Source organism: Pseudomonas sp. EA_65y_Pfl2_P74 (assembly GCF_963970575.1).
Taxonomy (GTDB): domain Bacteria; phylum Pseudomonadota; class Gammaproteobacteria; order Pseudomonadales; family Pseudomonadaceae; genus Aquipseudomonas; species Aquipseudomonas baetica_A.
Genome location: NZ_CAXAOQ010000014.1, coordinates 127,806 through 153,207 on the forward strand (window position 1 = coordinate 127,806; position 25,402 = coordinate 153,207).

A 25,402-nucleotide genomic window follows, 5' to 3' on the forward strand; every position below is an offset into this window, starting at 1 on the left:
AGAGAAGCCCTTGCCATGACCACAGCGCCTTCGAGCCTCGCGCAGTCCGAGCAACCCGCACGACCGTTGACCCGCAATGATTACAAGACTCTGTCGCTGTCTGCCCTGGGGGGCGCGCTGGAGTTCTACGATTTCATCATCTTCGTTTTCTTTGCCACCGTGGTCGGCAAACTGTTCTTCCCCGCCGACATGCCAGAGTGGCTGCGCCTGATGCAGACCTTCGGCATCTTCGCCGCCGGCTACCTGGCGCGGCCGTTGGGCGGCATCGTCATGGCGCATTTCGGCGATCTGTTGGGTCGCAAGAAGATGTTCACCCTGAGCATATTCATGATGGCTGTGCCGACCCTGATCATGGGCCTCCTGCCAACCTACGCGCAAATCGGATTGTGGGCGCCGATCCTGTTGCTGCTGATGCGCGTGATTCAAGGCGCGGCGATTGGCGGTGAGGTGCCTGGGGCGTGGGTCTTCGTTTCCGAACACGTGCCGCAAAAGCACATCGGCTATGCCTGCGGCACCCTGACCAGCGGCTTGACCGCCGGCATCCTGCTCGGTTCGCTGGTCGCCACCGCGATCAACAGCCTTTATACGCCCGTGGAAGTCGCGGATTACGCCTGGCGGATTCCGTTCCTGCTCGGTGGCGTGTTCGGCCTGTTCTCGGTTTACCTGCGCCGCTGGCTGCACGAGACCCCGGTGTTCGCCGAGCTGCAACTGCGCAAGGCGCTGGCCGAAGAAGTGCCGTTGCGTGCGGTGCTGCGTGATCATCGCGGGGCGATTGCAATCTCGATGCTGCTGACCTGGCTGTTGTCCGCCGGGGTCGTCGTGGTGATCCTGATGACCCCGACCGTACTGCAAACGGTCTATCACTTCTCGCCGACCACAGCGTTGCAATCGAACAGCCTGGCCATCGTGTTCCTGAGCATCGGTTGCATCATTTCCGGCGCCCTGGCGGATCGTTTTGGCGCCGGCCGTGTGTTTGTCTTCGGTTGTCTGGGCTTGTTGGTCAGCTCCTGGACCTTCTATCACAGCCTCGCGGATCACCCTGACTGGTTGTTCCCGCTGTACGCGTTGACCGGATTGCTGGTCGGCACCATCGGTGCGGTGCCCTATGTGATGGTCAAAGCGTTCCCGCCGGCGGTGCGCTTCAGTGGCCTGTCGTTCTCGTACAACGTGGCGTACGCGATCTTCGGTGGTCTGACGCCGATGGTGGTCAGCCTGCTGCTGAAAGAAAGCGCGATGGGCCCGGCTTATTATGTGGTGGTGCTCTGCGCGGTGGGGATTGTGGTGGGCGCGTGGCTCTGGAAGAAGGGCCGCTGATCCCGACACCTCATCGATTGTTCTGACGCCTTCGCGAGCAAGTCGCACCGCCGCTCCCACATTTGGAATGCATTTCAACGTGTGGGGGCGGGCTTGCTCGCCAAGGGGGCGCCGCGAATCACTCACTAAAAAACCAATGCTGGCCTTTCATCCAATTGTCATATTTCAGCCATAGAGTGTTCACACGGCCTGCTGATACTTGGCCCCGACTTAACACCCCCTATCTGCTAGGAGTAAGGCATGAAACTGAAGCGTTTGATGGCGGCAATGACTTTTGTCGCTGCTGGCGTAGCGACTGCCCACGCGGTAGCCGCTGGCGTTGACCCGGCAATTCCGGCGTACAGCAAAGTCACCGGTGTCTCGGGCAACCTGTCCAGCGTTGGCTCCGATACCCTGGCTAACCTCATGACCCTCTGGGCTGAGAACTACAAAAAAGAATACCCGAACGTCAACATCCAGATTCAGGCTGCCGGTTCCGCTACAGCGCCACCTGCGCTGACTGAAGGGACTTCGAACCTGGGCCCTATGAGCCGCAAGATGAAGGACACCGAACTGGCTGCCTTCGAGCAGAAGTACGGCTACAAGCCAACCGCTATCCCGGTTGCTGTGGATGCCCTGGCGGTCTTCGTTCACAAGGACAACCCGATCCAGCACCTGACCATGGAACAGGTTGACGCGATCTTCTCGTCTACCCGTCTGTGCGGCGCCAAAGCCGACGTCAAAACCTGGGGCGACCTGGGCGTGACCGGCGACCTGGCCAACAAGCCAGTGCAACTGTTCGGTCGTAACTCGGTATCCGGCACCTACGGCTACTTCAAAGAAGAAGCCCTGTGCAAAGGCGACTACAAGCCAAACGTCAACGAACAACCAGGCTCGGCTTCGGTCGTGCAGTCGATCAGCTCCTCGCTGAACGGCATCGGTTACTCGGGCATCGGCTACAAAACCGCTAGCGTGAAAACCGTAGCCCTGGCCAAGAAAGGCAGCACTGACTTCATCGAAGACAGTGAAGAAAACGCCCTGAACGGCAAGTATCCGCTGTCGCGTTTCCTCTACGTTTACGTCAACAAAGCCCCGAACAAGCCTTTGGCCCCGCTGGAAGCTGAGTTCGTGAAACTGGTGCTGTCCAAACAAGGCCAGGAAGTGGTTGTGAAAGACGGTTACATCCCGCTGCCGGCCAAGGTTGCTGCAAAAGCACTGGCTGACCTGGGTCTGCAAGAAGGCGGCGCTGTCGCCAAGAAGTAACAAATTGAGCCCGGGGTGAACCCCACCGGGCTCAAGTGAAAGGCCGGATCTGCCCGCAGACCGGCCTTTTACACACCTCAAATTTTCGATCCGCCTCCAGTACCCGCTGGGGGTGGATTTGGTGCGTCACTGCATTGTCATCTTTCTGTCATACAGGATCGCTAGGGTGAGCGCATGAATGATCTGGCCAACTCCACAATGACTACGACTTCCCCTCCCAAGCGCATTGATTTCAATACGCCTGAGCTGCAACGCAAGCGCCGTATTCGCGCACTCAAGGATCGCCTCACTCGCTGGTACGTCCTGATTGGCGGCCTGGCAGTGCTGGCGGCCATCACGCTGATTTTCTTCTTCCTCGCCTATGTGGTTGCCCCGCTGTTCAAAGGTGCCGACCTGACCGCGAAAGATGCAATCACCCCAGCCTGGATGCAGGACGCTGGCAAGCCACTGATGATTTCGCTCGAAGAGCAGAATAAGGTGGCCATGCGCGTTTCCGACAAAGGTCAGGCGCTGTTCTTCGATATCGACAGTGGCGCTGAGTTGAAGCGTGTCGATCTGCCGGTGCCGGCAGGTGCAACGGTGACGTCCATCGCCAAAGACCAGCCAGGTCATCCGCTGGTCGCCGTGGGCCTGTCCAACGGCCAGGTGCTGGTGTTCCGCCACACCTATAAAGTCAGCTACCCCGATGGCAAGAAAACCATCACCCCAGCCATCGAATATCCCTATGGCGACACGCCGATCGCGCTGAACGAAAGCGGCGGTGCGCTGGAGCACGTCAGCCTCAATGCCTCCGATTCGACCTTGATGCTGGTCGGCTCCACCGGTTCGCAACTCAATGTGCTGTCGCTGACCAGCGAAGAAAACATGATGACCGGCGAAGTCACCAACGAGCAGAAGCGTATCGATCTGCCGCAGATGACTGAGCCGGTGAAAAACATTTTCGTCGACCCGCGCCAGCAGTGGCTGTACGTGGTCAACGGGCGTGCCCAGGCCGACGTGTTCAGCCTGCGCGACAAGAGTCTCAATGGTCGTTACAAACTGCTGGAAAACGGCGATGCGCAAGTGACTGCGACGGCCCAGTTGGTGGGCGGTATTTCGCTGATCGTCGGTGATTCCAATGGTGGTCTGGCCCAGTGGTTCATGGCTCGCGACACCGACGGTGAACTGCGCCTTAAGCAGATTCGCACCTTCCAGATGGGCACTGCACCGATCGTTGAAATCACCGCTGAAGAGCGTCGCAAGGGCTTTCTCGCCCTGGATGCCAGCGGCAAGCTCGGCGTGTTCCACAGCACCGCACACCGCACTCTGCTGGTCGATCAGGTGGTCGACGGCCAGGGCCTGTTCGGTCTGTCGCCTCGCGCCAACCGTGTGATGGTCGAAGCGGGCGGCAAGCTGCAACCGCTGCTGCTCGACAACCCGCACCCGGAGGTGTCCTGGAGCGCGTTGTGGAGCAAGGTCTGGTACGAAAACTACGACGAGCCTAAATACGTCTGGCAATCGACCGCCGCCAACACTGATTTCGAACCCAAGATGAGCCTGGCGCCACTGACCTTCGGTACGCTCAAGGCGGCGTTCTACGCCATGCTGCTGGCGGCACCGCTGGCCGTTGCTGCTGCGATCTACACCGCGTACTTCATGGCCCCGAGCTTGCGCCGCAAGGTCAAGCCGGTGATCGAGCTGATGGAAGCGATGCCGACGGTGATCCTCGGTTTCTTCGCCGGTCTGTTTCTCGCACCTTATGTGGAAGGGCATTTACCGGGCATCTTCAGCCTGCTGATGCTGCTACCGATCGGCATTCTGGTGGCCGGGTTCACCTTCAGCCGTCTGCCTGAAGCCATCCGCCTGAAAGTGCCGGACGGCTGGGAAAGTGCGCTGCTGATTCCGGTGATCCTGTTTGTGGGCTGGCTGTCGCTGTACATGAGCCCGTTCATGGAGAACTGGTTCTTTGGCGGTGACATGCGCATGTGGATCTCCCACGACCTGGGCATCACCTACGACCAGCGCAACGCACTGGTGGTTGGTCTGGCCATGGGGTTCGCGGTGATCCCGAACATTTACTCGATTGCTGAAGACGCCGTGTTCAGCGTGCCGCGCGGCTTGACCCTTGGCTCGCTGGCGCTGGGTGCCACACCGTGGCAGACCATGACCCGTGTAGTGATCCTCACCGCAAGCCCGGGCATCTTCTCGGCATTGATGATCGGCATGGGCCGTGCGGTCGGGGAAACCATGATCGTGCTGATGGCCACCGGTAACACCCCGGTCATGGAACTGAACCTGTTCGAAGGTCTGCGTACGCTGGCGGCCAACGTGGCAGTGGAAATGCCGGAGTCGGAAGTCGGCGGCAGCCACTACCGCGTGCTGTTCCTCTCGGCGCTGGTGCTGCTGTTGTTCACCTTCATCATGAACACCCTGGCAGAACTGATTCGTCAGCGTCTGCGCAAGAAATACTCGTCGCTTTAAGCAAAGGTAGAAGTCTGTGAAACAGAACTCCCTGAATGGATGGTTCAAGAGCGGCGCCCCTGGCGTCTGGATCAGCGGTGGCGCGGTGTCCATCGCGGTCATCATGACCATTGGCCTGCTGGCGGTGATTGCCGTGCGCGGTCTGGGTCACTTCTGGCCGGCGGATTTGATCCGTGCCAACTACGACGTGCCGGGCCAGGCCAATCACCTGGTCATCGGCGAAGTGGTGCAGAAAGAAGAAGTGCCGCGAGCCCGCCTCAAGAGCGCTGGTTTGCCGGTGCCTGATCAGGGCCCGGAGTTCATGACCCGTGAGCTGATCAAGGTCGGTAACCGTGATCTGAACGGCAACGACTTCACCTGGATCGTCGGCGAGTGGCTGACTAACCAGACGTCGCCGCCGGAGCTGATGGCGATCGAGCGTCGTGAGTGGGGCAATTTCTACGGCTACCTGGTCAACGTCAAACAGGACGGCAAGGTGATCGCCGAGGGCGAGGCTGCATGGCCTGAGCTGCAGGCGCGGATCGACCGCGTGAGCGGGCTTGCCAAGCAACTGAAGTCGCTGGAAAAGACTGACATCGGCGCGATCAACGCAGGGTTGGAGCGCATCCGTCTGCACGGCCGCAAACTGGAACTGGAAGGCAAACTCGACGCCACCGCACAAGCGGACATGGAATCCGAGCGCGCCGAACTTAACGCTCGTTATCAGGACGTTGAAGCACGCCTGTCCGATCTGCATGCCCAGTTCAACCGTGATGCCTTGACCGCTCGCGATGCCAACGGCAAAGAGATTGAAATCGGTCTGGGCAAAGTGGTTCATGCCTACCAGCCGAACGCGATGGGTACGTTCACCAAAATCCGCTTCTACTTCGCCAAGGTCTGGGAATTCCTGTCGGAAGACCCGCGTGAAGCGAACACCGAAGGCGGGATTTTCCCGGCGATTTTCGGCACCGTGATGATGACCCTCATCATGGCGATGATCGTGACCCCGTTCGGCGTGTTGGCGGCGGTGTACCTGCGTGAATACGCCAAGCAGAACGCCCTGACGCGGATCATCCGTATCGCGGTGAACAACCTCGCCGGCGTACCGGCGATCGTTTACGGCGTGTTTGGTCTGGGCTTCTTTGTTTATGTACTGGGTGGCTCGGTTGACCGCTTGTTCTTCCCCGAAGCGCTGCCGGCACCGACCTTCGGTACGCCGGGCCTGCTCTGGGCTTCGTTGACTCTGGCGCTGCTGGCAGTGCCGGTGGTGATCGTGGCGACCGAAGAAGGGCTGGCGCGGATTCCACGCACGGTGCGCGAAGGCTCGCTGGCGCTTGGCGCGACCAAGGCTGAAACCTTGTGGAAGATCGTCCTGCCAATGGCCAGCCCGGCCATGATGACCGGCATGATCCTCGCCGTGGCTCGCGCCGCTGGTGAAGTGGCGCCGCTGATGCTGGTGGGTGTGGTGAAACTGGCGCCGTCGCTGCCGGTGGACGGCAACTACCCGTACCTGCACCTGGATCAGAAGATCATGCACTTGGGCTTCCACATTTATGACGTCGGCTTCCAGAGCCCGAACGTCGAAGCGGCCCGCCCGCTGGTGTACGCCACGGCGCTGTTGCTGGTGTTGGTGATCGCCACTTTGAACCTGTCGGCGGTGTGGATTCGTAACCACCTGCGCGAAAAGTACAAAGCGTTGGACAGTTGATATTCCTGTGGGAGCGGGCTTGCTCGCGAAAGCGGTGGGTCAGGCGACATTGATGTTGAATGTGCCGACCTCTTCGCGAGCAAGCACGCTGCCACCCAAGATTGAGTACAGCCGCACCCAGCGGCTAACCGAACCGAATTTGTTAGCACAGGGAGCCTCCCATGCAGCACGAAACACATACCCACGGCATCAACATGTCTGCCCTGGGCCGCGACAAGCAGAGCCTGAGCCTCGAGCAGGAAACCGTTGCCATCGAAGTGCCGGGCCTGAGCCTGTACTACGGCGACAAACAAGCATTGTTCGACGTCAGCATGAACATCCCGAAACAGCGCGTGACGGCCTTCATCGGCCCGTCCGGCTGTGGCAAGTCGACGTTGCTGCGTACCTTCAATCGCATGAACGACCTGGTTGACGGTTGCCGCGTAGAAGGCGCGATCAACCTGTACGGCAACAACATCTATCGCAAGGGCGAAGACGTTGCCGAACTGCGTCGTCGCGTCGGCATGGTGTTCCAGAAGCCGAACCCGTTCCCGAAAACCATCTATGAAAACGTGGTTTACGGCCTGCGCATTCAAGGGATCAACAAGAAGCGCATCCTCGACGAAGCCGTTGAGTGGGCGTTGAAAGGCGCGGCGCTGTGGGACGAAGTCAAAGACCGTCTGCACGAATCGGCACTGGGCCTGTCCGGTGGTCAGCAGCAGCGTCTGGTGATTGCCCGCACCATCGCGGTTGAGCCCGAAGTACTGCTGCTCGACGAACCGTGCTCGGCTCTGGATCCGATCTCGACCCTCAAAGTCGAAGAGCTGATCTACGAATTGAAATCCAAATTCACCATCGTCATCGTGACCCACAACATGCAGCAGGCGGCGCGGGTGTCCGACTACACGGCCTTCATGTACATGGGCAAACTGGTGGAATTCGGCGACACCGATACGCTGTTCACCAACCCGGCGAAGAAGCAGACCGAAGACTACATTACCGGTCGTTATGGTTGATTGAGGTAGCTGCGAGCCGCGAGCTTCAAGCGGCAAGCGAGAGCGGTTCGAGTACGACACAAATCAGCTTGCAGCTTGTAGCTTGCAGCTCTTGGTAAAAGCTTTTGCGGAGCGAACACAATGATTTCTAAGGAAGGCCTCACTCATCACATTTCCGCGCAGTTCAACGCTGAACTGGAGGAAGTGCGCAGCCACCTCCTGGCCATGGGCGGACTGGTCGAGAAACAGGTCAACGACGCCGTCACGGCGCTGATCGAAGCCGACTCCGGCCTGGCCCAGCAGGTGCGTGAAATCGACGATCAGATCAACCAGATGGAGCGCAACATCGACGAAGAATGCCTGCGCATTCTGGCCCGTCGTCAGCCAGCGGCCTCCGACCTGCGTCTGATCATCAGCATCTCCAAGTCGGTGATCGACCTGGAGCGCATCGGCGACGAGGCCACCAAGATTGCCCGCCGCGCCATCCAGCTGTGCGAAGAGGGCGAGGCGCCGCGCGGTTACGTCGAGGTACGCCACATCGGTGACCAGGTGCGCAACATGGTGCGTGATGCCCTGGATGCGTTTGCTCGTTTCGACGCCGATCTGGCGTTGTCGGTGGCGCAGTACGACAAAGTCATCGACCGCGAATACAAAACGGCACTGCGCGAACTGGCAACCTACATGATGGAAGACCCACGCTCTATCTCGCGGGTCTTGAGCATCATCTGGGTGCTGCGTTCGCTGGAGCGTATCGGTGACCACGCGCGCAACATCTCGGAACTGGTGATCTATCTGGTGCGCGGCACCGACGTTCGCCACATGGGCCTCAAGCGCATGAAGGAAGAAGTTCAGGGCACAAGCGGCGAAACCGCTAATGTTCCGGGCGTTGCTGACGATAAGTAAGATTGCCTGAGAAAAGCGCCCGGCCCTTTGGCCGGGCGTTTTTATTTAGGGGTTCGGATAAAAAAGCAGCACCCGCGAACGAAAAGTCCCGGCGTGACTGAAGAGTTTTGGCAATGTGCCATCAGCCAGCGTTATGCTTGCCGGGATTTTTATAGGGGTGTTGGATGAGCAAAATCAGTGTGTTGGTCGTGGACGATGCGTCGTTCATTCGTGACCTGGTGAAAAAGTGCCTGCGTAATTACTTCCCCGGGATCCGCACCGAGGATGCCGTCAACGGTAAAAAGGCTCAGGCCATGCTGGCCAAGGAAGCCTTCGACCTGGTTCTGTGCGACTGGGAAATGCCGGAAATGTCCGGTCTAGAACTGCTGACCTGGTGCCGTCAACAGGACAATCTCAAGACCATGCCGTTTGTCATGGTGACCAGCCGTGGCGACAAAGAGAACGTGGTGCAGGCGATTCAGGCTGGCGTTTCCGGCTATGTCAGCAAGCCGTTCACCAACGAGCAACTGCTGACCAAGGTCAAGCAGGCGCTGAACAAGGTCGGCAAGCTCGATACCCTGATGAACAGCGCACCGACCAAGATGAACTCGGCGTTCGGCAACGACTCCCTGAGCGCATTGACCGGCGGCAAGCCTGCCGTGGTTGGCAGTGCTCCGGCGGCCGCTGCGGTCAACCCGTTTGCCAAACCCGCCGCTGCTGCACCCGCGCCAGCCGCCGCGCCATCCCGTGGTTTGCTCAACAGCCCGCCGGTCAAAGCGCCCGCCGCCTCGGCAGCGCCGGCTGGCGGTCGGGGTCAGGGCCAGTTGCGCCTGCCGAGCGGCAACCAGCAATGCGTGATCAAGGCCCTGAGCATCAAGGAAGCGCTGTTGGTGGTGAAGCGCACCGACACCCTGCCGCAGATCCTCGACAGCGCCGTGCTCGACCTGGAACAGGGCGACAACGCCGAAATCGCCCGCCTCAATGGCTACCTGCATGCCATCGTTGCCTTTGAGCAGAAAGCCGACAGCGACTGGCTGCAACTGACCTTTCGCTTCGTCGACCAGGACGCGCAGAAACTCGACTACATCTCCCGCCTGATCGCCCGCGGCACGGCGCAGAAGCACTTCGTACCCGGCGCCTGATCTTCATCGCCTGACCGTCCGACTTCGCGAGCAAGCCCGCACATTGGAATGTATTTCAAATGTGGAGCGAGCTTGCTCGCGGAGGGGGCATCACGCACGACAGCGATTTTCCAGACTGCCCAATTTGAAACATCTGTCGACTAGCCTGGTCTGCTTGACCTGCTAGGCTCATTTCCAGGCCTTACTCGACAGAACCTTTGCCCATGCTCGCGCGCCTGCTGTTTTTCTGTGGTCTCTTCATGGCCTCCACCTCGGCTGTGGCCATGACTATTTACAAATCCACCGATGCCAACGGCGTGGTCTCCTACAGCGACCGGCCGAGCAAAGGCTCGCAGGTGTTCGTGTTTCAGGATCGCATGGTCGAACGCCTTGAGCGGCAGGTGTACCTCGACATCAAGAAGCACAAGGGTGTCGACGTGGTATTCGTGCGCAATGATCTGTATGCGCCGGTCGAGGTTGCACTGGCGTTTACCGGGATGAGCAATGTGCGTGGCGCGCCCGCTCAAACGATCCGCCGGGTACTGCCGGCACGCAGCAATACGCGCTTGGCGTTGCTGACGGCGGTTTCCGGCGCCAGGCCTCTGGTGTATACGCCGCAGTTCCATTACGCCCTTGGCGACCCTGCCGGGACGGCGCAGGGCTATCGCTATCCGCTGCCGTGGCGTGGCGGGCCGTTTCGCTTGAGTCAGGGCGCCAATGGCCAATACAGCCACTATGGGCCGAAGAACAAGTACGCGATGGACATCGCCATGCCGGTGGGTACACCGATCATCGCCGCGCGGGCTGGCGTGGTGGTGAAAACCGAGAACTCCCAGAGTGGACGTGGCACTGATCCTTCCGGCAATTTCGTGCGTGTGCTGCACGATGACGGCACGATGGGCGTGTACCTGCATCTCAAGCAAGGCTCGGTGAGGGTACGCGAAGGGCAACGAGTGACGGTGGGCAGTCCGTTGGCGCTGTCGGGCAACACCGGTAACAGCAGCGGCCCGCACCTGCACTTTGTGGTGCAACGCAATAGCGGGGCGGGGCTGGTGTCGATTCCGTATCAGTTCAACCAGCCGCTGGGGGCATTGCCCAACTTTGCGTTGGGCAAGCAGTGATGAGGTGTCTGATCTGACACCTTCGGGATCAGTCCATCAATCCAGCATCAACACCTTGGCCAGCACAATCTTCGGCCCTTTCATCTTCTTGATGATGATCCGCAGACCTTCGACTTCCAGCGCCTCTTCCTCTTCCGGCACGCGTTTGAGCGTTTCGTAGACCAGGCCGGCGAGGGTTTCGGCTTCGATGTGGTCCAGATCGATGCCCAGCAGGCGCTCGACCTTGAACAACGGCGTATCGCCGCGCACCAGCAACTTGCCCGGCTGATACGCGAGAATCCCGCGCTCGGCCTTGCGGTGTTCGTCCTGAATGTCGCCGACCAGCACTTCCAGCACGTCTTCCATGGTCAGGTAACCGATGATGTTGCCGTCAGCCTCCTCGACCACAGCGAAGTGCGAGCCGCCCTTGCGGAACTGCTCCAGCAGTTGCGACAGCGGCATGTGCCGCGACACGCGTTCCAGCGGACGGGTCAGTTCAGCCAGGTTGAACGACTCGGGAATGTGATCCAGCGCCGCCAGTTCCAGCAGCAGATCCTTGATGTGCAGCAGGCCGACGAACTCCTGGCGCTCACTGTCGTACACCGGATAACGGCTGAACTTATGGCGACGGAACATCGCCAGGATTTCCTTCAGCGGCGCGTTGAATTCCAGCGTGACCAGGTCTTCCCGCGAGTTGGCCCAGTCGACCACTTCCAGTTCGCCCATTTCCACCGCAGACGCCAATACGCGCATGCCTTGGTCGCTCGGATCCTGCCCACGGCTGGAGTGCAGGATCAGTTTCAGTTCTTCGCGGCTGTAGTGGTGTTCGTGGTGCGGGCCGGGTTCGCCTTGTCCGGCGATCCGCAGAATTGCGTTGGCGCTGGCATTGAGCAGGTAGATCGCCGGGTACATCGCCCAGTAGAACAGGTACAGCGGCACCGCAGTCCACAGTGACAGCAGTTCGGGTTTGCGGATTGCCCACGACTTGGGTGCCAGTTCGCCAACGACGATGTGCAGGTACGAAATAACGAAGAACGCAGCGAAGAACGACACGCCCTTGATCACTTCCGGCGACTGCACGCCAACGCTTTCCAGCAAGGGCTCGAGAATGTGCGCAAACGCCGGCTCACCCACCCAGCCCAGGCCGAGGGAGGCGAGGGTGATACCTAGCTGGCACGCCGAGAGATACGCATCGAGCTGACTGTGTACGGTGCGCAGGATGTGCCCGCGCCAGCCGTTCTTGTCAGCGATGGCCTCGACCCGGGTCGAGCGCAGTTTGACCATGGCGAATTCCGCTGCAACGAAAAAGCCGTTGAGCAACACCAGGATCAAAGCAAAAAGAATCATGCCGAAATCGGCAAATATTGTAGCGAGGGACAAGCCAGGGGAAGGGTCCATGATGGAGTTTTGCGGGTTCCGTGTAATTCGTAAGAGAGAATAAGTCGCGCCTGAAAGGCAGGCGCAAGTCAGCCAATGTAGCGGCTGACCTGGCGATTGCCTAGTCCGGCATTACTCAGCGGCGCTAATTGCCCGTACTTGAGCCACTTGAGCCGGGGCGAAATGGCAGGTGAACGTGCTGCCATGACCGGGCACGCTGCTGATTTCCATGCGCGCGCGGTGGCGCAGCAACACATGTTTGACGATCGCCAGCCCCAGTCCGGTGCCGCCCGTGTTGGAATTGCGGCTGGAGTCGACGCGGTAGAAGCGTTCGGTCAGGCGCGGCAGGTGTTTGCTGTCGATCCCCATGCCCGAGTCCTGCACGCTCAGGTGTGCGCCTTGCTCATCACTCCACCAGCGAATGCGAATGTTGCCCTCGGCCGGCGTGTATTTCACCGCGTTGAACACCAGATTGGAGAACGCGCTGCGCAGTTCTGCCTCGCTGCCCTTGAGCATGAGGCTGGTGTCGGCTTCCAGCGTGATGTGCTGGTTTTTTGATCCGGACAGTTGCTGCGCGTCGCTCTTGATCGATTGCAGCAGCGTGTCGACGGGCACCGGATGGTTGTCGGACGGATAGTCGGTGGCTTCCAGTTTGGCCAGCAACAGCAGGTCGTTGAGCAACGTCTGCATGCGCCCGCCCTGTTGCTGCATCTGCTGCAGGGCACGGCTCCAGCGCGGGTTCACTTCCTCGACGTTGTCGAGCAGGGTTTCCAGATAGCCGCAGATCACCGTCAGCGGCGTGCGCAACTCGTGGGAAACGTTGGCGACGAAATCTTTGCGCATCTGCTCCAACTGATGGATGCGCGTGACGTCGCGCACCAGCATCAAGTGTTCGTTGTTGCCGTAGCGGGTCAGGTACAGCTGAATGCGCACGCGATCATTGGTCGGCGATGGGATTTCCAGCGGCTCGGCATAGCTTTCCTGCTCGAAGTATTCCTTGAAGCGCGGATGGCGGACCAGGTTGGTCACCGGTTGGCCGCTGTCTTGCGGGGTCTTGAGGCCGAGCAGGGTTTCGGCGGCGCGGTTCCACCATTCCAGGTTGCCATCGCTGTCGAGCATGATCACCGCGTCTTTCAGCGCGGCGGTGGATTCCTGCACCCGGTCGATCACCGCTTGCAGGCGCCCGCGCACCCGTTGGTCGCGGCGTTGCAGGTGATAGATGCTGTCGAACACCTCGCCCCACAGGCCGTAGCCGTCGGGCGGTGCTTCATCGGGTTGGTGCAGGCGTAGCCATTCGTGCAGACGCAGCAATTGCTTGAGCGTCCAGGCCAGATAAATACCCAGGCCCGCGGCAAGGCTCCAGCCGTAATAGCCGGTGATCAGGCCGATCACCAGACAAGCGGTGACCAGCAGCAGCATGTGGCGAATCAGGGTGCCATGCCAGTTTTGATTCACGGGAAGTACGGTCCTTGTCAGCGAGTCTGGCGGTCGGGTCAGGCCTTGGTGGAAAACCGGTAGCCAGTGCCGCGCACGGTTTGTACCAGATTTTCGTAGGCGTCGCCGAGGGCCTTGCGCAGACGACGTATGTGCACGTCGACGGTGCGCTCTTCAACATAGACGTTGCCGCCCCAGACCTGATCCAACAATTGGCCACGGGTGTAGGCGCGTTCCTGGTGGGTCATGAAGAATTGCAGCAGGCGATATTCGGTCGGGCCCATCTCGGCCGGCTTGCCATCGATGGTCACGCGGTGGCTGATCGGGTCGAGCAGCAGCCCACCGACTTCGATCGGTGCTTCGCCGTCCGTCGGACCGGCGCGACGCAGCACAGCCTTGAGGCGCGCCACCAGCTCGCGTGGGGAAAACGGTTTGGTGATGTAGTCGTCAGCGCCGACTTCCAGACCCTGGATCTTGTTGTCTTCTTCGCCCTTGGCGGTGAGCATGATGATCGGGATGTCCCCGGTCAGTTCGTCACGCTTGAGGCGGCGGGCCAGTTCGATGCCGGAGGTGCCGGGCAGCATCCAGTCGAGCAGGATCAGGTCCGGCTTGCGGTCGACGATGATGGCGTGCGCCTGCTGCGAGTTCTCCGCCTCGAGGCAGTCATAGCCGGCCATTTCCAACGCAACGGCGATCATTTCGCGAATGGGCGCTTCGTCGTCAACGATCAGAATGCTCCTGCCAACCATGCCTTAATCCTCTTGTCATTTAACTGTCTTGCGCCGCATTAGATAACGGAATTATTGCAGTCGTGTGACAGTATTTTAGTCCGCCAGCGGTTGTGCGGATCCTGAACTACGCTCTAAGTCCGAATCCTGACAACCACAAAAGAAGGTTTCCATGACTCAAATGAATTTTTCCTTTAAAGCCCTGCTGATGGCTGCTGCTCTGACTCTGCCTGGATTAGCGATGGCGGCCGAGCCGGCCATGATGAAGGACGGCATGATGGTCGATCACAAAGGCATGACCGTTTACACGTTCGACAAGGACGCCGACGGCAAGTCGATGTGCAACGCCGATTGCGCCAAGAACTGGCCACCGATGATGGCGCCAGCGGACGCCAAGGCTGAGGGCAAATGGAGTGTCATCAAGCGCGATGACGGCATGATGCAATACGCCTACGACGGCAAACCGCTGTACACGTTCATGAAGGACGAAAAACCTGGAGAAATGAAAGGCGACATGATGAATAACATGTGGCATGTCGTCCACATGTCACAGAAATAACGGGCTTGAGTGCTTGAACATCGGCCCCGGTCTGCGGGGCCGTATTGTCTCAACGCAACGCGTAATCCAGCACGATCCCGACAAAAATCGCCAGACCGGCCCAGTGGTTGTGTAAAAACGCCTGGAAGCAGCGCAACCGGTCCTTGCTGCGGGTGTACCAGAATTGCCACGCATAACAGCCGGCAGCCGCCAGCAGACCGAGATGGAACCAGCCCCCCAGCTCGAATCTCGACCCGGCCAGCAACAGGCAGCCCAGCGACAGCGCCTGCAACGTCAGGATGATCACCCGGTCCGCCTCGCCAAACAGGATCGCCGTGGATTTCACCCCGATCTTCAGGTCGTCATCCCGATCGGTCATCGCGTAATAGGTGTCGTAACCCACCGTCCACAGCAGGTTGGCGATCCACAGCAACCACGCCGCAGCGGGCACTTCGCCGGTTTCGGCGGTGAACGCCATCGGCATGCCCCAGGAAAACGCCGCACCCAGCACCACCTGCGGGTAATAGGTGTAGCGCTTCATGAACGGATACGTGAACGCCAGCGCCAAACCACCCAGCGACAGCCAGATCGTCGGCGCATTGGTGCACAGTACGAGCAGGAAACTCACGCCCATCAGCAGCGCGAAGAACACCAGCGCCTCTTTCGAGCTGATCTTGCCGCTGGCCAACGGTCGTTGCGCCGTGCGTTTGACATGGCCGTCGACCTTGCGGTCGGCCCAGTCGTTGATCACGCAGCCACCGGCGCGGGTCAGCACCACGCCGAGGACAAAAATCACCACGTTGGCCAGCGATGGCGAGCCCTTGCCGGCAATCCACAGCGCCCACAGCGTTGGCCACAGCAGCAAGTAAATGCCGATCGGCTTATCCATGCGGGTCAACTGAATGAAATCCCAGGCGCGCGGATTCAAACGGTTCAGGGACTTGAGCAGGCTCTGATACATCAGCAGGTCTCCGGATGGGCGCGGGCAGCGTTCCACAGGCTCGGCAGGAAAATTTCCGCTACCAGCACGCTCAGTGCGCCACGGTCGAAACGCGAGCGACGGCCCCACAGGTCGGGCGAGCGGGACGCTTGTGGCAGCCAATGTTCCGGGTACTCACAGACTTCGATGGCGCGGCGCTGGAAGGCATGATCGCAAAACAGCAACTCGCCCAGCGAGCGGCTGCCCAGTTCGTCCATGTGCAAACCATCGCCCTGCAACGCGCGGCGCGAAGCCACGCTGCGGGCAAACACCCAGGCTTCGCCATGGCCGCGCAGATACACCTCACGCACCCAGCCTTCACTGCCTTCGGCCAGATCCAGCGCGGTGCATTCGTCGGTTCGCAAAGTGTCCCAGCCTTCAAACAGCGGCGTTACGCTGAAGCCGTCGTTCGACAGACGGGTCAGGCGGCGAGTCAGCGAACCTTCGTCGAACAACCAGTTCAGGGTCAACGAATCGGGGAGGGGCGTCAGTTGGCTCTGAGTCAGCCAGAGCGGGGCCGGAGAGGAATTTGAATGTTGCACAATGAGTCATTATTGGCCGCAAATGAGGCGGCGAGCTTACCATGGCAGGCCGCGAGATTGATGGAACCGGGTCGCCGTTGCGCCGAACAGGCTTGCATCTGCCCGGCACCCTCAGTACAAAACGCCCTGAGCCGGATGGCAGCGCAGCACCCATCGACCGTCCGCGCCGGCAAAACGCCTGAATCCTGAGGAAGTACCTGAATGAAAAAGTGGCAATGTGTGGTTTGCGGCCTGGTCTATAACGAAGCCGACGGCTGGCCGGATGACGGCATCGCGCCGGGCACCCTTTGGCAGGACGTACCGGAAGACTGGCTGTGCCCTGACTGCGGCGTCGGCAAGATGGACTTCGAAATGATCGAAATCAACTAAGCACAACCCAAGGAGTAAGGCATGAGCGCACCAGTCGTCATCGTTGGCACCGGGCTTGCGGGCTACAACCTGGCCCGTGAGTTTCGCAAGCTCGACAGCGAAACCCCGTTGCTGCTGATTACCGCCGATGACGGTCGTTCCTACTCCAAACCGATGCTCTCCACCGGTTTTGGCAAGAACAAGGACGCCGACGGCCTGAGTATGGCCGAGCCGGGCGCCATGGCCGAGCAGTTGAAGGCCGAAGTGCGCACCCATACGCGCATCAGCGGTATCGACGCCGGCCACAAGCGCTTGTGGATCGGCGAAGAGGCCGTGGCCTACCGCGACCTGATCCTCGCCTGGGGTGCAGAGACCGTGCGCGTGCCGATTGAAGGCGATGGTGCGGATCGGGTCTTCCCGATCAACGATCTCGAAGACTACGCACGCTTCCGTGCCGCAGCGGCCGGTAAGCGTCGGGTATTGCTACTCGGGGCCGGCCTGATCGGCTGCGAGTTCGCCAATGACCTGATCCTCGGCGGCTACGAAGTGCAACTGGTCGCCCCGTGCGAACAGGTCATGCCGACGCTGCTGCACCGGGCCGCTGCGGCAGCCGTGCAGGCGGGGCTGGAAAGCCTCGGTGCACGCTTCCACCTGGGGCCGGTGCTGACCCGTCTGCAAAAAGTGGCTGACGGTCTGGAGGCGCACCTGTCCGACGGTCAGGTCATTGCGTGCGATGTGGTGGTCTCGGCCATCGGTCTGCGTCCACGCATTGATCTGGCCGCGGCTGCCGGTGTACAGGTCAATCGCGGCGTCGTGGTCAACCGCCATTTGCAAACGTCTCACGCCAATATCTACGCCTTGGGCGACTGCGCCGAGGTCGACGGGCTGAATCTGCTGTACGTCATGCCCCTGATGAGTTGTGCGCGAGCGCTGGCACAAACCCTGGCGGGAAACCCGACGGCAGTGAGCTATGGTCCCATGCCGATCACCGTGAAAACCCCGGTGTGCCCACTGGTGGTTTCGCCCCCGCCACGGGGCAGCGAAGGCGTGTGGGCGGTCGAAGGGCAGGGCGCCGACATCAAGGCCCTGTGTCACAGCGCTGACGGCCAGTTGCTCGGTTATGCCCTGACCGGCGCGGCGGTGATGGAAAAACTCGCACTGAACAAACAACTTCCGCCCTTGCTGGCGTAAATACCGGTCGTTCTGTCGGAATCACCCCGCTTTTGCCCCTACAAAGGTCGCGTGGAGGCTGGCGCCGCCGGTATCCGCGTGCCATCCTCACTCCGTCTGCCGCAGAGTAGAGCCTGCGGCGCCTTGGGCGCTGTTCCAACGAGAACAGCACGGACATAACAACAAAAAACCGTCAAAGGGGCTTCACTAATGCGTAAACCAGAACTCGCCGCTGCAATCGCTGAAAAAGCAGATCTGACCAAAGAACAGGCCAACCGCGTGCTCAACGCCGTTCTCGAAGAAATCACTGGCGCTCTGCACCGCAAGGACAGCGTCACGCTGGTGGGCTTCGGCACCTTCCTGCAACGCCACCGCGGCGCCCGCACCGGTAAAAACCCGCAAACCGGCGAGCCGGTGAAAATCAAGGCCAGCAACACCGTTGCCTTCAAGCCAGGCAAATCGTTGAAAGACAGCGTTAATCCATAATTGCGGCGAAGTCCCTGAACACGGGGAGAACCGCAATAAAAAATGGGCACACCGATTGCGGTCGGGTGCCCATTTTTTGTGGCTGTAAATCGGCTTATTGACGCCGGAAGCAGGCCTTGCCGTTGCCAAAATTGACGGCCAAGCAGTTGGGTTCGATGGCTAATTGCAGATCTTTGAACAACACAGAAAGATCGCCGTTGGCAGGGTCAGGATAGGCTTGCCAGTCCAGCGTCGCCCATCGAGTTTCCGGCATGACGGTGAACCACTCGATTTCATCAGGAGAATTTTGTGTATGCAAACCGATTTTCGCCAATGCTTTATTTGGGGAGAACGGCAGTGTCAGCGTGTTTCGCTGCGAGTCTGTCCAAACCTCCTTCAATGTCGAACCGTCTTCGAATTGCCAATGAACGTCCACTGGATGGATCGCGGGTGGTGAGACCGGATCGAAGTGATAAAACGTCAACCAATAGTTATGGTCAACTCGTTCTCGCTCATCTGGAGCCAGATATTGGCGGGTGGTCGCCAGATCAAATCCGATTGGTTGTTCGAATGTTAAGGGCTGGTTTTTTCGTTTCTTCCAGCCAATATTGAAGGCTCGGCTATCCCCCGCGACATCGAACCATTGATAAGTTCCACGATTATGATCTGTGCCAAAGCCAATTTTTTTCAGAGTTCTCTGGTGATCGTAAGGAAACCAGAGGTCTGTTTGTTGATTCGAGTTCAAGAGCAATTGACCCGGTGGACCTGAATCGAACTCGAGACTGACCATCACGGGTTTCAGGGGCGGCGGCGCAGGTTGGTGATCGTACCGTAGCTCTAAAACGTAGCTCTCTTTAGCCAACTCATTTTTTTCTTTGTCGGCATATTCCTTTAGTTCGATCAGCGTTCTCTCGTGTGAGAGATTGTAGGAAAGCTTCTTTGCTGGTTGGGCAGCAGGCTCTTGCTCCAGCATGAGAGTGTTTTCCTCGACATACCAGTTTCCCTTGGCGACACCGCCAGCCGATCCGTAGGCGATACCAGCAGAAAAGGTGCCGTCCTTACGCAACAGCAACTCGGCGCCCATTTCCATTGCGCCCGTCAGGTAGTAATGGCCGTCCAGTGGCGAGGTGTCTGCAAACGCCTGGGTAACGGGAAGCCACATCAGCGCTGCGAACAACAGCGGTTTCAATTCCATGAGGTAATGCTCCTTACCAGCTCCCGAAGGGAATGCCGAATTTTTCGATGTAGGCTTTAGATTCAGGTGATAGAGACAGTGCGTACCGCCCCTCGTTTTTTCCTTGATACGGGCCTTCCTTCATTACACTCCCTTTGAACCGAGTAATCTCGACAGACTTGAGGCAAGCGCCCCTTAGCCAGACCTTTGCAATACCGCCGGGAGCCAAGCCAATACCCATGTCATCGCGGTAGTCCGTGATCCATTTGCCATCAGCCCTGCAGAAAGCTTTTTCCGGCTTACGCATGATTTCCCGAGCCGATTCGCAAATGGTGATGTAAGCCTCATAGGTTTGGGGTTCAGCCAGGGATTGCCATCGTATATAGATCAGTATCGGTAGTCCTTGAGATCGGGACTGAATTCGGCGGTGAAGCGGCTCTCCAGTAGCAGACTTGGGCGTTGAAGATCGTAGTCACGACGGGTCACCGTGCTGGTGCGCGTGTTGAAGCCCATGGTCAGCTGATTGCGACCATGCCGCTGTCGGCCTGAAAGTGCGCTGTACCCAGACTGGGGGCGAACACTGGGCTGTCAGTGAGCACCAGTAAATGCCCGTCGACCGAATGCTGGTGATGCCAGGCAATTCCATCTTCGGCGCACAAACGCTGGAGGAACATGAAGTCGCTTTCGCCGTACTGCGTACAGTACTCACGCGGCGGATTCGGGTTGATGTGAAAGGTGAATGCATCGCTTTGAAAGCCGTGCCTTTCGAGCACCTGCGCGATGATCTGCGGCACCGTACGCTGCTGAAAAATTCGCTGATCCTGGCTGAACTGCAGATAGTGCAACGCTGGCACCAGCGTCAGCTCATAGCGGGTCAGGCGTTTACCGGACTCTGCGACCATTACATCTTCGATGCGCCCGTGAATACCTTCGCCGTTGAGGCCGAATTGTAGAAACGCGGGTTGGCTGAGCAGGCTCTCCAGATCGAAGTCCGGATACTCGCTGACCAGTTCGATTCGGACGGAGTAAAGCTGGCTGATGGCCTCGGTGCTGTTAAAGGCAAGCACCTTGAAATCGTGACGAACGGCTGGGATTTGCAGGGTAAAAGGCGCGCAGTTGCCCGTACTGAACATACGCTTGTCCTTAAGCAATGGGAGTCTTGGCGCGGTGTCCGATCATCCTTCATCGCCACGCGAAGAGAATTTGCCAAGGCACGCTAGCAACGCGGGAAATAAATTGATGTAAGAAGTATCTCTGACATTTGTCAGAGCATTCCGGGTGTGAAAGTGCGGGGTAAATTGAAGGAGAAGACTTAGGAGGGAGCTTCGATAATTATTGAGTTGGCACTGATGTACAGTATTGCCGCCCCTGTGAAACTTTCAGAAAGTGAAATGCCATCAAATTAATGGCACTTTTATTGATGGATGTTGTCGGCGGTAAATTGTTTATAGAGGTCGATTGGATTTCGGAAGAATCCTACTTTTATTTTTTAAAAATTTTGTCATGCTTTACGCCGCTTATTGGGACGCTCGTTCGAAATGAAACGGCCTGACTTCACTGGATGCTCTGGATCAATGGTTTGGAGGGTGCTGGGCAAACGCGGAGAATTTAAAGCGGTATCAGGGAATCCCCTGTCCCATATAGGGCGATCTCTTACAAGCACCAATGAACACTTCGTCTTGTTGTTTAATCAGATGCTTGCTAGTGGCCATCATCGTGAGTACGATGCGCCCACTTGAAAGAGCACACACTCAATAGGATGAGTCATGTCACTGCTCTTCGATACTGTCCAGCGCTCCTGAAACTCCAATAGGCGCACGACTGTAATCCCAATTAAAGGCCATGGATGTCCTACTCAAGCAAACTTTCCGCCCATTACCTCGAACTCGCTAAAGTCTCTGTTTCCAAAGAGAATTTCGCGGGCGAAGACGTTCGTTTTTCGAGCGAATTCGAGGCACTGGAAAGCGAGCTGGCCAAAGCCTCGTCGATGCACGAAAGCGGGCAGATCGACTGGCTGAAAATTCGCGAAAACAGCGAAAACCTTCTGCGTACCCAATCCAAGGATTTGCGTGTCGGCGCCTGGCTCACCTGGTCGCTGTATCAGCGCGAATCCTTCCCCGGGCTGCTGGCCGGCCTCGGTCTTCTGCACCATCTGTCGGAAAACAACTGGGCCGACGTTCACCCGCTCAAACCCCGCACCCGTGCCGCCGCCATTGGCTGGCTGGTGCCGCGTCTTGAGCAGGTCATCACCGAAAACATCGCGATCAAAGAGCAATTGCCGATGTTCCGGCAGCTCTCCGAGCATCTGGCTGGCCTCGACGCTGCCTGCACCGAACATCTGGGTGATGATGCGCCGCTGCTGCTGCCGCTCTCCCGCCGCCTGAAAACCATGATCCAGCGTGCCGCGGACAACCAGCCAGCCCCTGGTGTGGTGGGCGCTGCGGTGGCACAGGTCAAACAGGCCGCGAGCCAGTTGCTCACGCCCGGCGCACCGATTGACAACGAAAGAGACGCTCACAAAGCCTTGCGCGCCCAGCAGGACAGCGCGCGGCCACTGTGCGCCTGGTGGCTCAAACAGAAGGCCACTGACCTGCGCGCCTTGCGCCTGAATCGCACGCTGCTGTGGATGACCATCGACGCGGTACCGGAGCGCAACGCCGAACAGATCACCGTGTTGCGTGGTCTGCCACTGGAAAAACTCAAGCTCTACCAGGACCGTTTCGATCAGGGCAAATACGCCGACTTGCTGGTGGAACTGGAGGCGAGCCTGGCGAAGGCACCGTTCTGGTTCGATGGCCAGCGAATGGTCTGGGAATGTCTCCAGAACCTCAACGCCGAGTTGGCAATGCGCGAAGTGGAAATCCACTTCGCGCTTTTGGTTCAGCGTCTGCCTGGCATTGTCGAGTTGCGTTTCCATGACGGTGCGCCGTTTGCCGATCCGTCCACCCGGGCGTGGATCGCCGCCAATGTCATGCCGCATCTGCAAAGCGCCAGTGCACCGCGCAAGGTCGAGAGCGAGAACGTCGAAACCCAGCCAGCCTGGGAAAAAGCCCTCGAAGAGGTGCTGCCACTGCTGCGCAAGGAAGGCTTGAAGCCTGCCGTGCAGATCCTCAAGCAAGGACTGCAATCGGCCCACGGCGGACGCGAGCGCTTCTTCTGGCAGTTCGCGCTCGCCCGCCTGTGCTTCATGGCCAAGAAATACGAACTGGCCAAGAACCAGCTCGAAACCCTCGATCAGACATTACAGGACTCAGGCCTGCACGCCTGGGAGCCCGATCTTGCATTGGAAGTGCTGCACCTGCTGCACAGTTGCTGCGAGTTGTTACCGCAGAACCATGCAGTGCGTGAACGCAAGGAAGAGATTTATCGCAGGCTGTGCCACCTCGATCTCGAAGTGGTACTCGAATAGGCCCCAGGGCCACAACCGCAAGGAGAAAAGCCATGGCCAAAGAAGGCTCGGTAGCCCCCAAGGAACGCATCAACGTCACCTTCAAACCCGCCACCGGCGGTGCTCAGGAAGAGATTGAACTGCCGCTGAAACTGCTGGCAATCGGTGACTACACCCACCGCAAGGACGATCGCAAAATCGAAGATCGCAAGCCGATCAGCATCGACAAGATGACCTTCGACGAAGTGTTGGCCAAGCAAGAACTGGGTCTGACGCTGAGCGTGCCGAACCGTCTTCAGGAAGATGGCGAAGCCGACGAGCTGGCTGTGCAACTGCGCGTCAATTCGATGAAGGACTTCAACCCGGCCAGCCTGGTCGAGCAAGTGCCTGAGCTGAAAAAACTGATGGAACTGCGCGATGCGCTGGTGGCCCTCAAGGGCCCGCTGGGTAACGCACCTGCGTTCCGTAAAGCCATCGAAGGCGTGCTCGCCGACGACGAATCCCGCGGTCGCGTACTCGGTGAGCTGGGCTTGAACGCCGCAGCCCCGGACGCCTGAGACTCAAGCCAAGGAAGCCAACACAATGAGCACTAGCGCAGCACAAGAGAAGAGCGCCGAGAACGGCGAATACAGCATTCTCGACAGCATCATCGCCGAAACCCGTCTGACGCCGGACGACGAAGCCTACGACATCGCCAAACGCGGCGTGTCGGCGTTCATCGAAGAACTGCTCAAGCCGCAGAACAACGGTGAGCCAGTCAAGAAGGCCATGGTTGACCGCATGATCGCCGAGATCGATGCCAAGCTCAGCCGTCAGATGGACGAAATCCTGCACCACCCGGACTTCCAGGCTCTGGAATCGTCGTGGCGTGGTCTGCAACTGCTGGTCGACCGCACCAACTTCCGCGAAAACATCAAGATCGAAATCCTCAACGTCTCCAAAGAAGACCTGCTGGACGATTTCGAAGATTCGCCGGAAGTCATGCAGTCGGGCCTGTACAAGCACATCTACACCGCAGAATACGGCCAGTTCGGTGGTCAGCCGGTTGGCGCGATCATCGCCAACTACTACATGTCGCCAAGCTCGCCAGACGTGAAGCTGATGCAGTACGTGGCCAGCGTTTCGTGCATGTCCCACGCGCCGTTCATCGCTGCGGCCGGCCCGAAATTCTTCGGCCTGGAAAGCTTCACCGGCCTGCCGGATCTGAAAGATCTGAAAGACCACTTCGAAGGCCCGCAATTCGCCAAATGGCAGAGCTTCCGTACTTCGGAAGACTCCCGCTACGTTGGCCTGACCGTGCCGCGTTTCCTGCTGCGTAACCCGTACGACCCGGAAGAAAACCCGGTCAAATCGTTCGTGTACAAGGAAACCGTTGCCAACAGCCACGAGCACTACCTGTGGGGCAACACGGCCTACGCGTTTGGCACCAAGCTGACCGACAGCTTCGCCAAATTCCGCTGGTGCCCGAACATCATCGGCCCACAGAGCGGTGGTGCTGTTGAAGACCTGCCTCTGCACCATTTCGAAAGCATGGGCGAAATCGAAACCAAGATTCCTACGGAAGTTCTGGTTTCCGACCGTCGTGAATACGAACTGGCCGAGGAAGGCTTCATCTCCCTGACCATGCGCAAGGGCTCCGACAACGCGGCGTTCTTCTCCGCAAGCTCGGTGCAGAAGCCGAAGTTCTTCGGCATCAGCGCAGAAGGCAAGGCTGCAGAGCTGAACTACAAGCTCGGCACCCAACTGCCATACATGATGATCGTCAACCGCCTGGCTCACTACCTGAAAGTGCTGCAGCGCGAGCAACTCGGTTCGTGGAAAGAACGTACCGACCTCGAGCTGGAACTCAACAAGTGGATCCGTCAGTACGTGGCCGACCAGGAAAACCCGAGCGCCGAAGTGCGTGGCCGTCGTCCGCTGCGCGCTGCGCAAGTGATCGTCAGCGACGTTGAAGGCGAGCCGGGCTGGTACCGCGTGAGCTTGAACGTGCGTCCGCACTTCAAGTACATGGGTGCCGATTTCACCCTGTCGCTGGTTGGCAAGCTGGACAAAGAGTAAGAGCGACTCATGGACGGATACGGCAGCCTTTTCGAACGCCTCAACGGCGATGCGCAACTACGCAAGGGCAACAGCCTTGAGGCTTGTGCCATGGCGTCAGTGGCTGCCCATCTGGCCAAAATGCTCAGCACCCGGGCCGGCAGCGTGCAAACGCTGTCCGACTACGGGTTGCCCGATCTCAATGACATGCGTCTGAGCCTGCACGACTCCCTGAGTCAGGCCCGTCTGGCCATCGAAAGCTTCATCGAAGCCTACGAGCCACGCCTGAGCAACGTGCGTGTCATTTCCCTGCCGCGTGACCACGATCAACTGCGCCTGGCCTTCAGCATCGAAGGCCTGCTGGAAGTTGAAGGTTTCAAGCGTCAGGTCAGTTTTTCCGCGCGCCTGGATGGCAGCGGTCAAGTCAAGGTCACCTAAGGAG

22 protein-coding genes and 2 pseudogenes are annotated in these 25,402 nt (G+C 59.1%); 16 read left to right on the forward strand and 8 right to left on the reverse strand.

The annotated features are described in order from the left end of the window. The first annotated feature begins 15 nt into the window (after positions 1-15). From AACY18_RS13715 to AACY18_RS13750, 8 genes are all read left to right on the forward strand, one after another. The gene (locus AACY18_RS13715; protein ID WP_339431511.1) at positions 16-1,314 is read left to right on the forward strand and encodes an MFS transporter; all 1,299 of its coding nucleotides are present in this window, start codon (positions 16-18) and stop codon (positions 1,312-1,314) included. A 240-nt stretch (positions 1,315-1,554) separates the two neighbouring features. After that, positions 1,555-2,556 (forward strand): phosphate ABC transporter substrate-binding protein PstS, encoded by a 1,002-nt coding sequence (locus AACY18_RS13720; protein ID WP_221731903.1) that lies wholly within the window; start codon positions 1,555-1,557, stop codon positions 2,554-2,556. A 174-nt stretch (positions 2,557-2,730) separates the two neighbouring features. Continuing rightward, positions 2,731-5,016, forward strand: a complete 2,286-nt coding sequence (locus tag AACY18_RS13725; RefSeq protein WP_339465172.1) for an ABC transporter permease subunit — start codon at positions 2,731-2,733, stop codon at positions 5,014-5,016. Between the two features lie 16 nt (positions 5,017-5,032). Then, positions 5,033-6,703 carry a phosphate ABC transporter permease PstA gene (gene pstA, locus AACY18_RS13730; protein ID WP_339431512.1) on the forward strand — a complete coding sequence of 557 codons (1,671 nt, stop codon included), beginning with the start codon at positions 5,033-5,035 and terminating at the stop codon, positions 6,701-6,703. A gap of 161 nt (positions 6,704-6,864) precedes the next feature. Next, positions 6,865-7,698: a phosphate ABC transporter ATP-binding protein PstB gene (gene pstB, locus AACY18_RS13735; RefSeq protein WP_221731906.1), complete on the forward strand. Its 834-nt coding sequence runs from the start codon at positions 6,865-6,867 to the stop codon at positions 7,696-7,698. 120 nt (positions 7,699-7,818) lie between these two features. Then, entirely contained in the window at positions 7,819-8,580 is a 762-nt protein-coding gene (gene phoU, locus AACY18_RS13740; RefSeq protein ID WP_221731907.1) for a phosphate signaling complex protein PhoU, read from the forward strand. 164 nt (positions 8,581-8,744) lie between these two features. Continuing rightward, positions 8,745-9,701 carry a response regulator gene (locus AACY18_RS13745; RefSeq protein ID WP_339465173.1) on the forward strand — a complete coding sequence of 319 codons (957 nt, stop codon included), beginning with the start codon at positions 8,745-8,747 and terminating at the stop codon, positions 9,699-9,701. 203 nt (positions 9,702-9,904) lie between these two features. Continuing rightward, complete coding sequence (locus AACY18_RS13750; RefSeq protein ID WP_339431514.1) at positions 9,905-10,801, forward strand: M23 family metallopeptidase; 897 nt, start codon at positions 9,905-9,907, stop codon at positions 10,799-10,801. A 36-nt stretch (positions 10,802-10,837) separates the two neighbouring features. Here the strand turns inward: AACY18_RS13750 and AACY18_RS13755 are convergent, their stop codons facing one another. The 3 genes from AACY18_RS13755 to phoB form a co-directional block, all read right to left on the reverse strand. Further along, positions 10,838-12,178, reverse strand: coding sequence for a hemolysin family protein (locus AACY18_RS13755; protein ID WP_339431515.1), 1,341 nt, complete (start codon positions 12,176-12,178; stop codon positions 10,838-10,840). 111 nt (positions 12,179-12,289) lie between these two features. Further along, positions 12,290-13,576 carry a phosphate regulon sensor histidine kinase PhoR gene (gene phoR, locus AACY18_RS13760; protein ID WP_260455826.1) on the reverse strand — a complete coding sequence of 429 codons (1,287 nt, stop codon included), beginning with the start codon at positions 13,574-13,576 and terminating at the stop codon, positions 12,290-12,292. A 74-nt stretch (positions 13,577-13,650) separates the two neighbouring features. Then, on the reverse strand, positions 13,651-14,340 hold the full coding sequence (gene phoB / locus AACY18_RS13765; protein ID WP_007896474.1) for a phosphate regulon transcriptional regulator PhoB: 690 nt from the start codon (positions 14,338-14,340) through the stop codon (positions 13,651-13,653). 151 nt (positions 14,341-14,491) lie between these two features. Between phoB and AACY18_RS13770 the strand changes: the two genes are divergently transcribed. Beyond that, complete coding sequence (locus tag AACY18_RS13770) at positions 14,492-14,878, forward strand: COG4315 family predicted lipoprotein (RefSeq protein WP_339431516.1); 387 nt, start codon at positions 14,492-14,494, stop codon at positions 14,876-14,878. Positions 14,879-14,927: 49 nt separating this feature from the next. On the opposite strand, the gene ubiA is transcribed toward AACY18_RS13770, so the two are convergent. Continuing rightward, positions 14,928-15,818 (reverse strand): 4-hydroxybenzoate octaprenyltransferase, encoded by an 891-nt coding sequence (gene ubiA, locus AACY18_RS13775; protein ID WP_339431517.1) that lies wholly within the window; start codon positions 15,816-15,818, stop codon positions 14,928-14,930. Then, a complete protein-coding gene (locus tag AACY18_RS13780; protein WP_339431518.1) occupies positions 15,818-16,378 on the reverse strand; it encodes a chorismate--pyruvate lyase family protein in 561 nt (186 codons plus the stop codon). The genes ubiA and AACY18_RS13780 overlap by 1 nt, the downstream gene beginning before the upstream one ends. 201 nt (positions 16,379-16,579) lie before the next feature. Here AACY18_RS13780 and AACY18_RS13785 point away from each other — a divergent pair, with 201 nt between their 5' ends. The 3 genes from AACY18_RS13785 to AACY18_RS13795 all read left to right on the forward strand — a co-directional run bounded on the left by AACY18_RS13785 (position 16,580) and on the right by AACY18_RS13795 (position 18,382). Then, complete coding sequence (locus AACY18_RS13785) at positions 16,580-16,747, forward strand: rubredoxin (RefSeq protein WP_339431519.1); 168 nt, start codon at positions 16,580-16,582, stop codon at positions 16,745-16,747. Positions 16,748-16,768: 21 nt separating this feature from the next. After that, positions 16,769-17,917 (forward strand): NAD(P)/FAD-dependent oxidoreductase, encoded by a 1,149-nt coding sequence (locus AACY18_RS13790; RefSeq protein WP_339431520.1) that lies wholly within the window; start codon positions 16,769-16,771, stop codon positions 17,915-17,917. 189 nt (positions 17,918-18,106) lie between these two features. Further along, on the forward strand, positions 18,107-18,382 hold the full coding sequence (locus AACY18_RS13795; protein WP_003213368.1) for an HU family DNA-binding protein: 276 nt from the start codon (positions 18,107-18,109) through the stop codon (positions 18,380-18,382). A gap of 94 nt (positions 18,383-18,476) precedes the next feature. Here AACY18_RS13795 and AACY18_RS13800 read toward each other — a convergent pair whose 3' ends face one another. The 3 genes and pseudogenes from AACY18_RS13800 to tssI form a co-directional block, all read right to left on the reverse strand. Continuing rightward, positions 18,477-19,556 carry a hypothetical protein gene (locus AACY18_RS13800; protein ID WP_339465174.1) on the reverse strand — a complete coding sequence of 360 codons (1,080 nt, stop codon included), beginning with the start codon at positions 19,554-19,556 and terminating at the stop codon, positions 18,477-18,479. A 13-nt stretch (positions 19,557-19,569) separates the two neighbouring features. Then, a pseudogene (locus AACY18_RS13805) lies at positions 19,570-19,935 on the reverse strand (DUF2931 family protein); the annotation flags it as partial. Then, a pseudogene (gene tssI, locus AACY18_RS13810) lies at positions 19,926-20,668 on the reverse strand (type VI secretion system tip protein TssI/VgrG); the annotation flags it as partial. The pseudogenes AACY18_RS13805 and tssI, both read right to left, overlap by 10 nt. Before the next feature lie 713 nt (positions 20,669-21,381). Here tssI and tssA point away from each other — a divergent pair. The 4 genes from tssA to tssE are packed head-to-tail and all read left to right on the forward strand — an operon-like array spanning position 21,382 to position 25,398. Beyond that, a complete protein-coding gene (gene tssA, locus AACY18_RS13815) occupies positions 21,382-22,944 on the forward strand; it encodes a type VI secretion system protein TssA (RefSeq protein ID WP_339431522.1) in 1,563 nt (520 codons plus the stop codon). Between the two features lie 32 nt (positions 22,945-22,976). Beyond that, positions 22,977-23,480: a type VI secretion system contractile sheath small subunit gene (gene tssB / locus AACY18_RS13820; protein WP_003229587.1), complete on the forward strand. Its 504-nt coding sequence runs from the start codon at positions 22,977-22,979 to the stop codon at positions 23,478-23,480. 25 nt (positions 23,481-23,505) lie between these two features. Further along, positions 23,506-24,981: a type VI secretion system contractile sheath large subunit gene (tssC, locus tag AACY18_RS13825; RefSeq protein ID WP_025112673.1), complete on the forward strand. Its 1,476-nt coding sequence runs from the start codon at positions 23,506-23,508 to the stop codon at positions 24,979-24,981. A 9-nt stretch (positions 24,982-24,990) separates the two neighbouring features. Next, positions 24,991-25,398, forward strand: a complete 408-nt coding sequence (gene tssE / locus AACY18_RS13830) for a type VI secretion system baseplate subunit TssE (RefSeq protein ID WP_339431523.1) — start codon at positions 24,991-24,993, stop codon at positions 25,396-25,398. Positions 25,399-25,402 lie beyond the last annotated feature (4 nt).

What these genes read in the sequence shown, in the direction of transcription:
- AACY18_RS13715 (WP_339431511.1), top strand. Translation starts at nt 16, where the DNA reads ATGACCACAGCGCCTTCGAGCCTCGCGCAGTCCGAGCAACCCGCACGA.
- AACY18_RS13720 (WP_221731903.1), top strand. Translation starts at nt 1,555, where the DNA reads ATGAAACTGAAGCGTTTGATGGCGGCAATGACTTTTGTCGCTGCTGGC.
- AACY18_RS13725 (WP_339465172.1), top strand. Translation starts at nt 2,731, where the DNA reads ATGAATGATCTGGCCAACTCCACAATGACTACGACTTCCCCTCCCAAG.
- pstB (WP_221731906.1), top strand. Translation starts at nt 6,865, where the DNA reads ATGCAGCACGAAACACATACCCACGGCATCAACATGTCTGCCCTGGGC.
- phoU (WP_221731907.1), top strand. Translation starts at nt 7,819, where the DNA reads ATGATTTCTAAGGAAGGCCTCACTCATCACATTTCCGCGCAGTTCAAC.
- AACY18_RS13745 (WP_339465173.1), top strand. Translation starts at nt 8,745, where the DNA reads ATGAGCAAAATCAGTGTGTTGGTCGTGGACGATGCGTCGTTCATTCGT.
- AACY18_RS13750 (WP_339431514.1), top strand. Translation starts at nt 9,905, where the DNA reads ATGCTCGCGCGCCTGCTGTTTTTCTGTGGTCTCTTCATGGCCTCCACC.
- AACY18_RS13755 (WP_339431515.1), bottom strand. Translation starts at nt 12,178, where the DNA reads ATGGACCCTTCCCCTGGCTTGTCCCTCGCTACAATATTTGCCGATTTC.
- phoR (WP_260455826.1), bottom strand. Translation starts at nt 13,576, where the DNA reads ATGCTGCTGCTGGTCACCGCTTGTCTGGTGATCGGCCTGATCACCGGC.
- phoB (WP_007896474.1), bottom strand. Translation starts at nt 14,340, where the DNA reads ATGGTTGGCAGGAGCATTCTGATCGTTGACGACGAAGCGCCCATTCGC.
- AACY18_RS13770 (WP_339431516.1), top strand. Translation starts at nt 14,492, where the DNA reads ATGACTCAAATGAATTTTTCCTTTAAAGCCCTGCTGATGGCTGCTGCT.
- ubiA (WP_339431517.1), bottom strand. Translation starts at nt 15,818, where the DNA reads ATGTATCAGAGCCTGCTCAAGTCCCTGAACCGTTTGAATCCGCGCGCC.
- AACY18_RS13785 (WP_339431519.1), top strand. Translation starts at nt 16,580, where the DNA reads ATGAAAAAGTGGCAATGTGTGGTTTGCGGCCTGGTCTATAACGAAGCC.
- AACY18_RS13790 (WP_339431520.1), top strand. Translation starts at nt 16,769, where the DNA reads ATGAGCGCACCAGTCGTCATCGTTGGCACCGGGCTTGCGGGCTACAAC.
- AACY18_RS13795 (WP_003213368.1), top strand. Translation starts at nt 18,107, where the DNA reads ATGCGTAAACCAGAACTCGCCGCTGCAATCGCTGAAAAAGCAGATCTG.
- AACY18_RS13800 (WP_339465174.1), bottom strand. Translation starts at nt 19,556, where the DNA reads ATGGAATTGAAACCGCTGTTGTTCGCAGCGCTGATGTGGCTTCCCGTT.
- tssA (WP_339431522.1), top strand. Translation starts at nt 21,382, where the DNA reads ATGTCCTACTCAAGCAAACTTTCCGCCCATTACCTCGAACTCGCTAAA.
- tssB (WP_003229587.1), top strand. Translation starts at nt 22,977, where the DNA reads ATGGCCAAAGAAGGCTCGGTAGCCCCCAAGGAACGCATCAACGTCACC.
- tssC (WP_025112673.1), top strand. Translation starts at nt 23,506, where the DNA reads ATGAGCACTAGCGCAGCACAAGAGAAGAGCGCCGAGAACGGCGAATAC.
- tssE (WP_339431523.1), top strand. Translation starts at nt 24,991, where the DNA reads ATGGACGGATACGGCAGCCTTTTCGAACGCCTCAACGGCGATGCGCAA.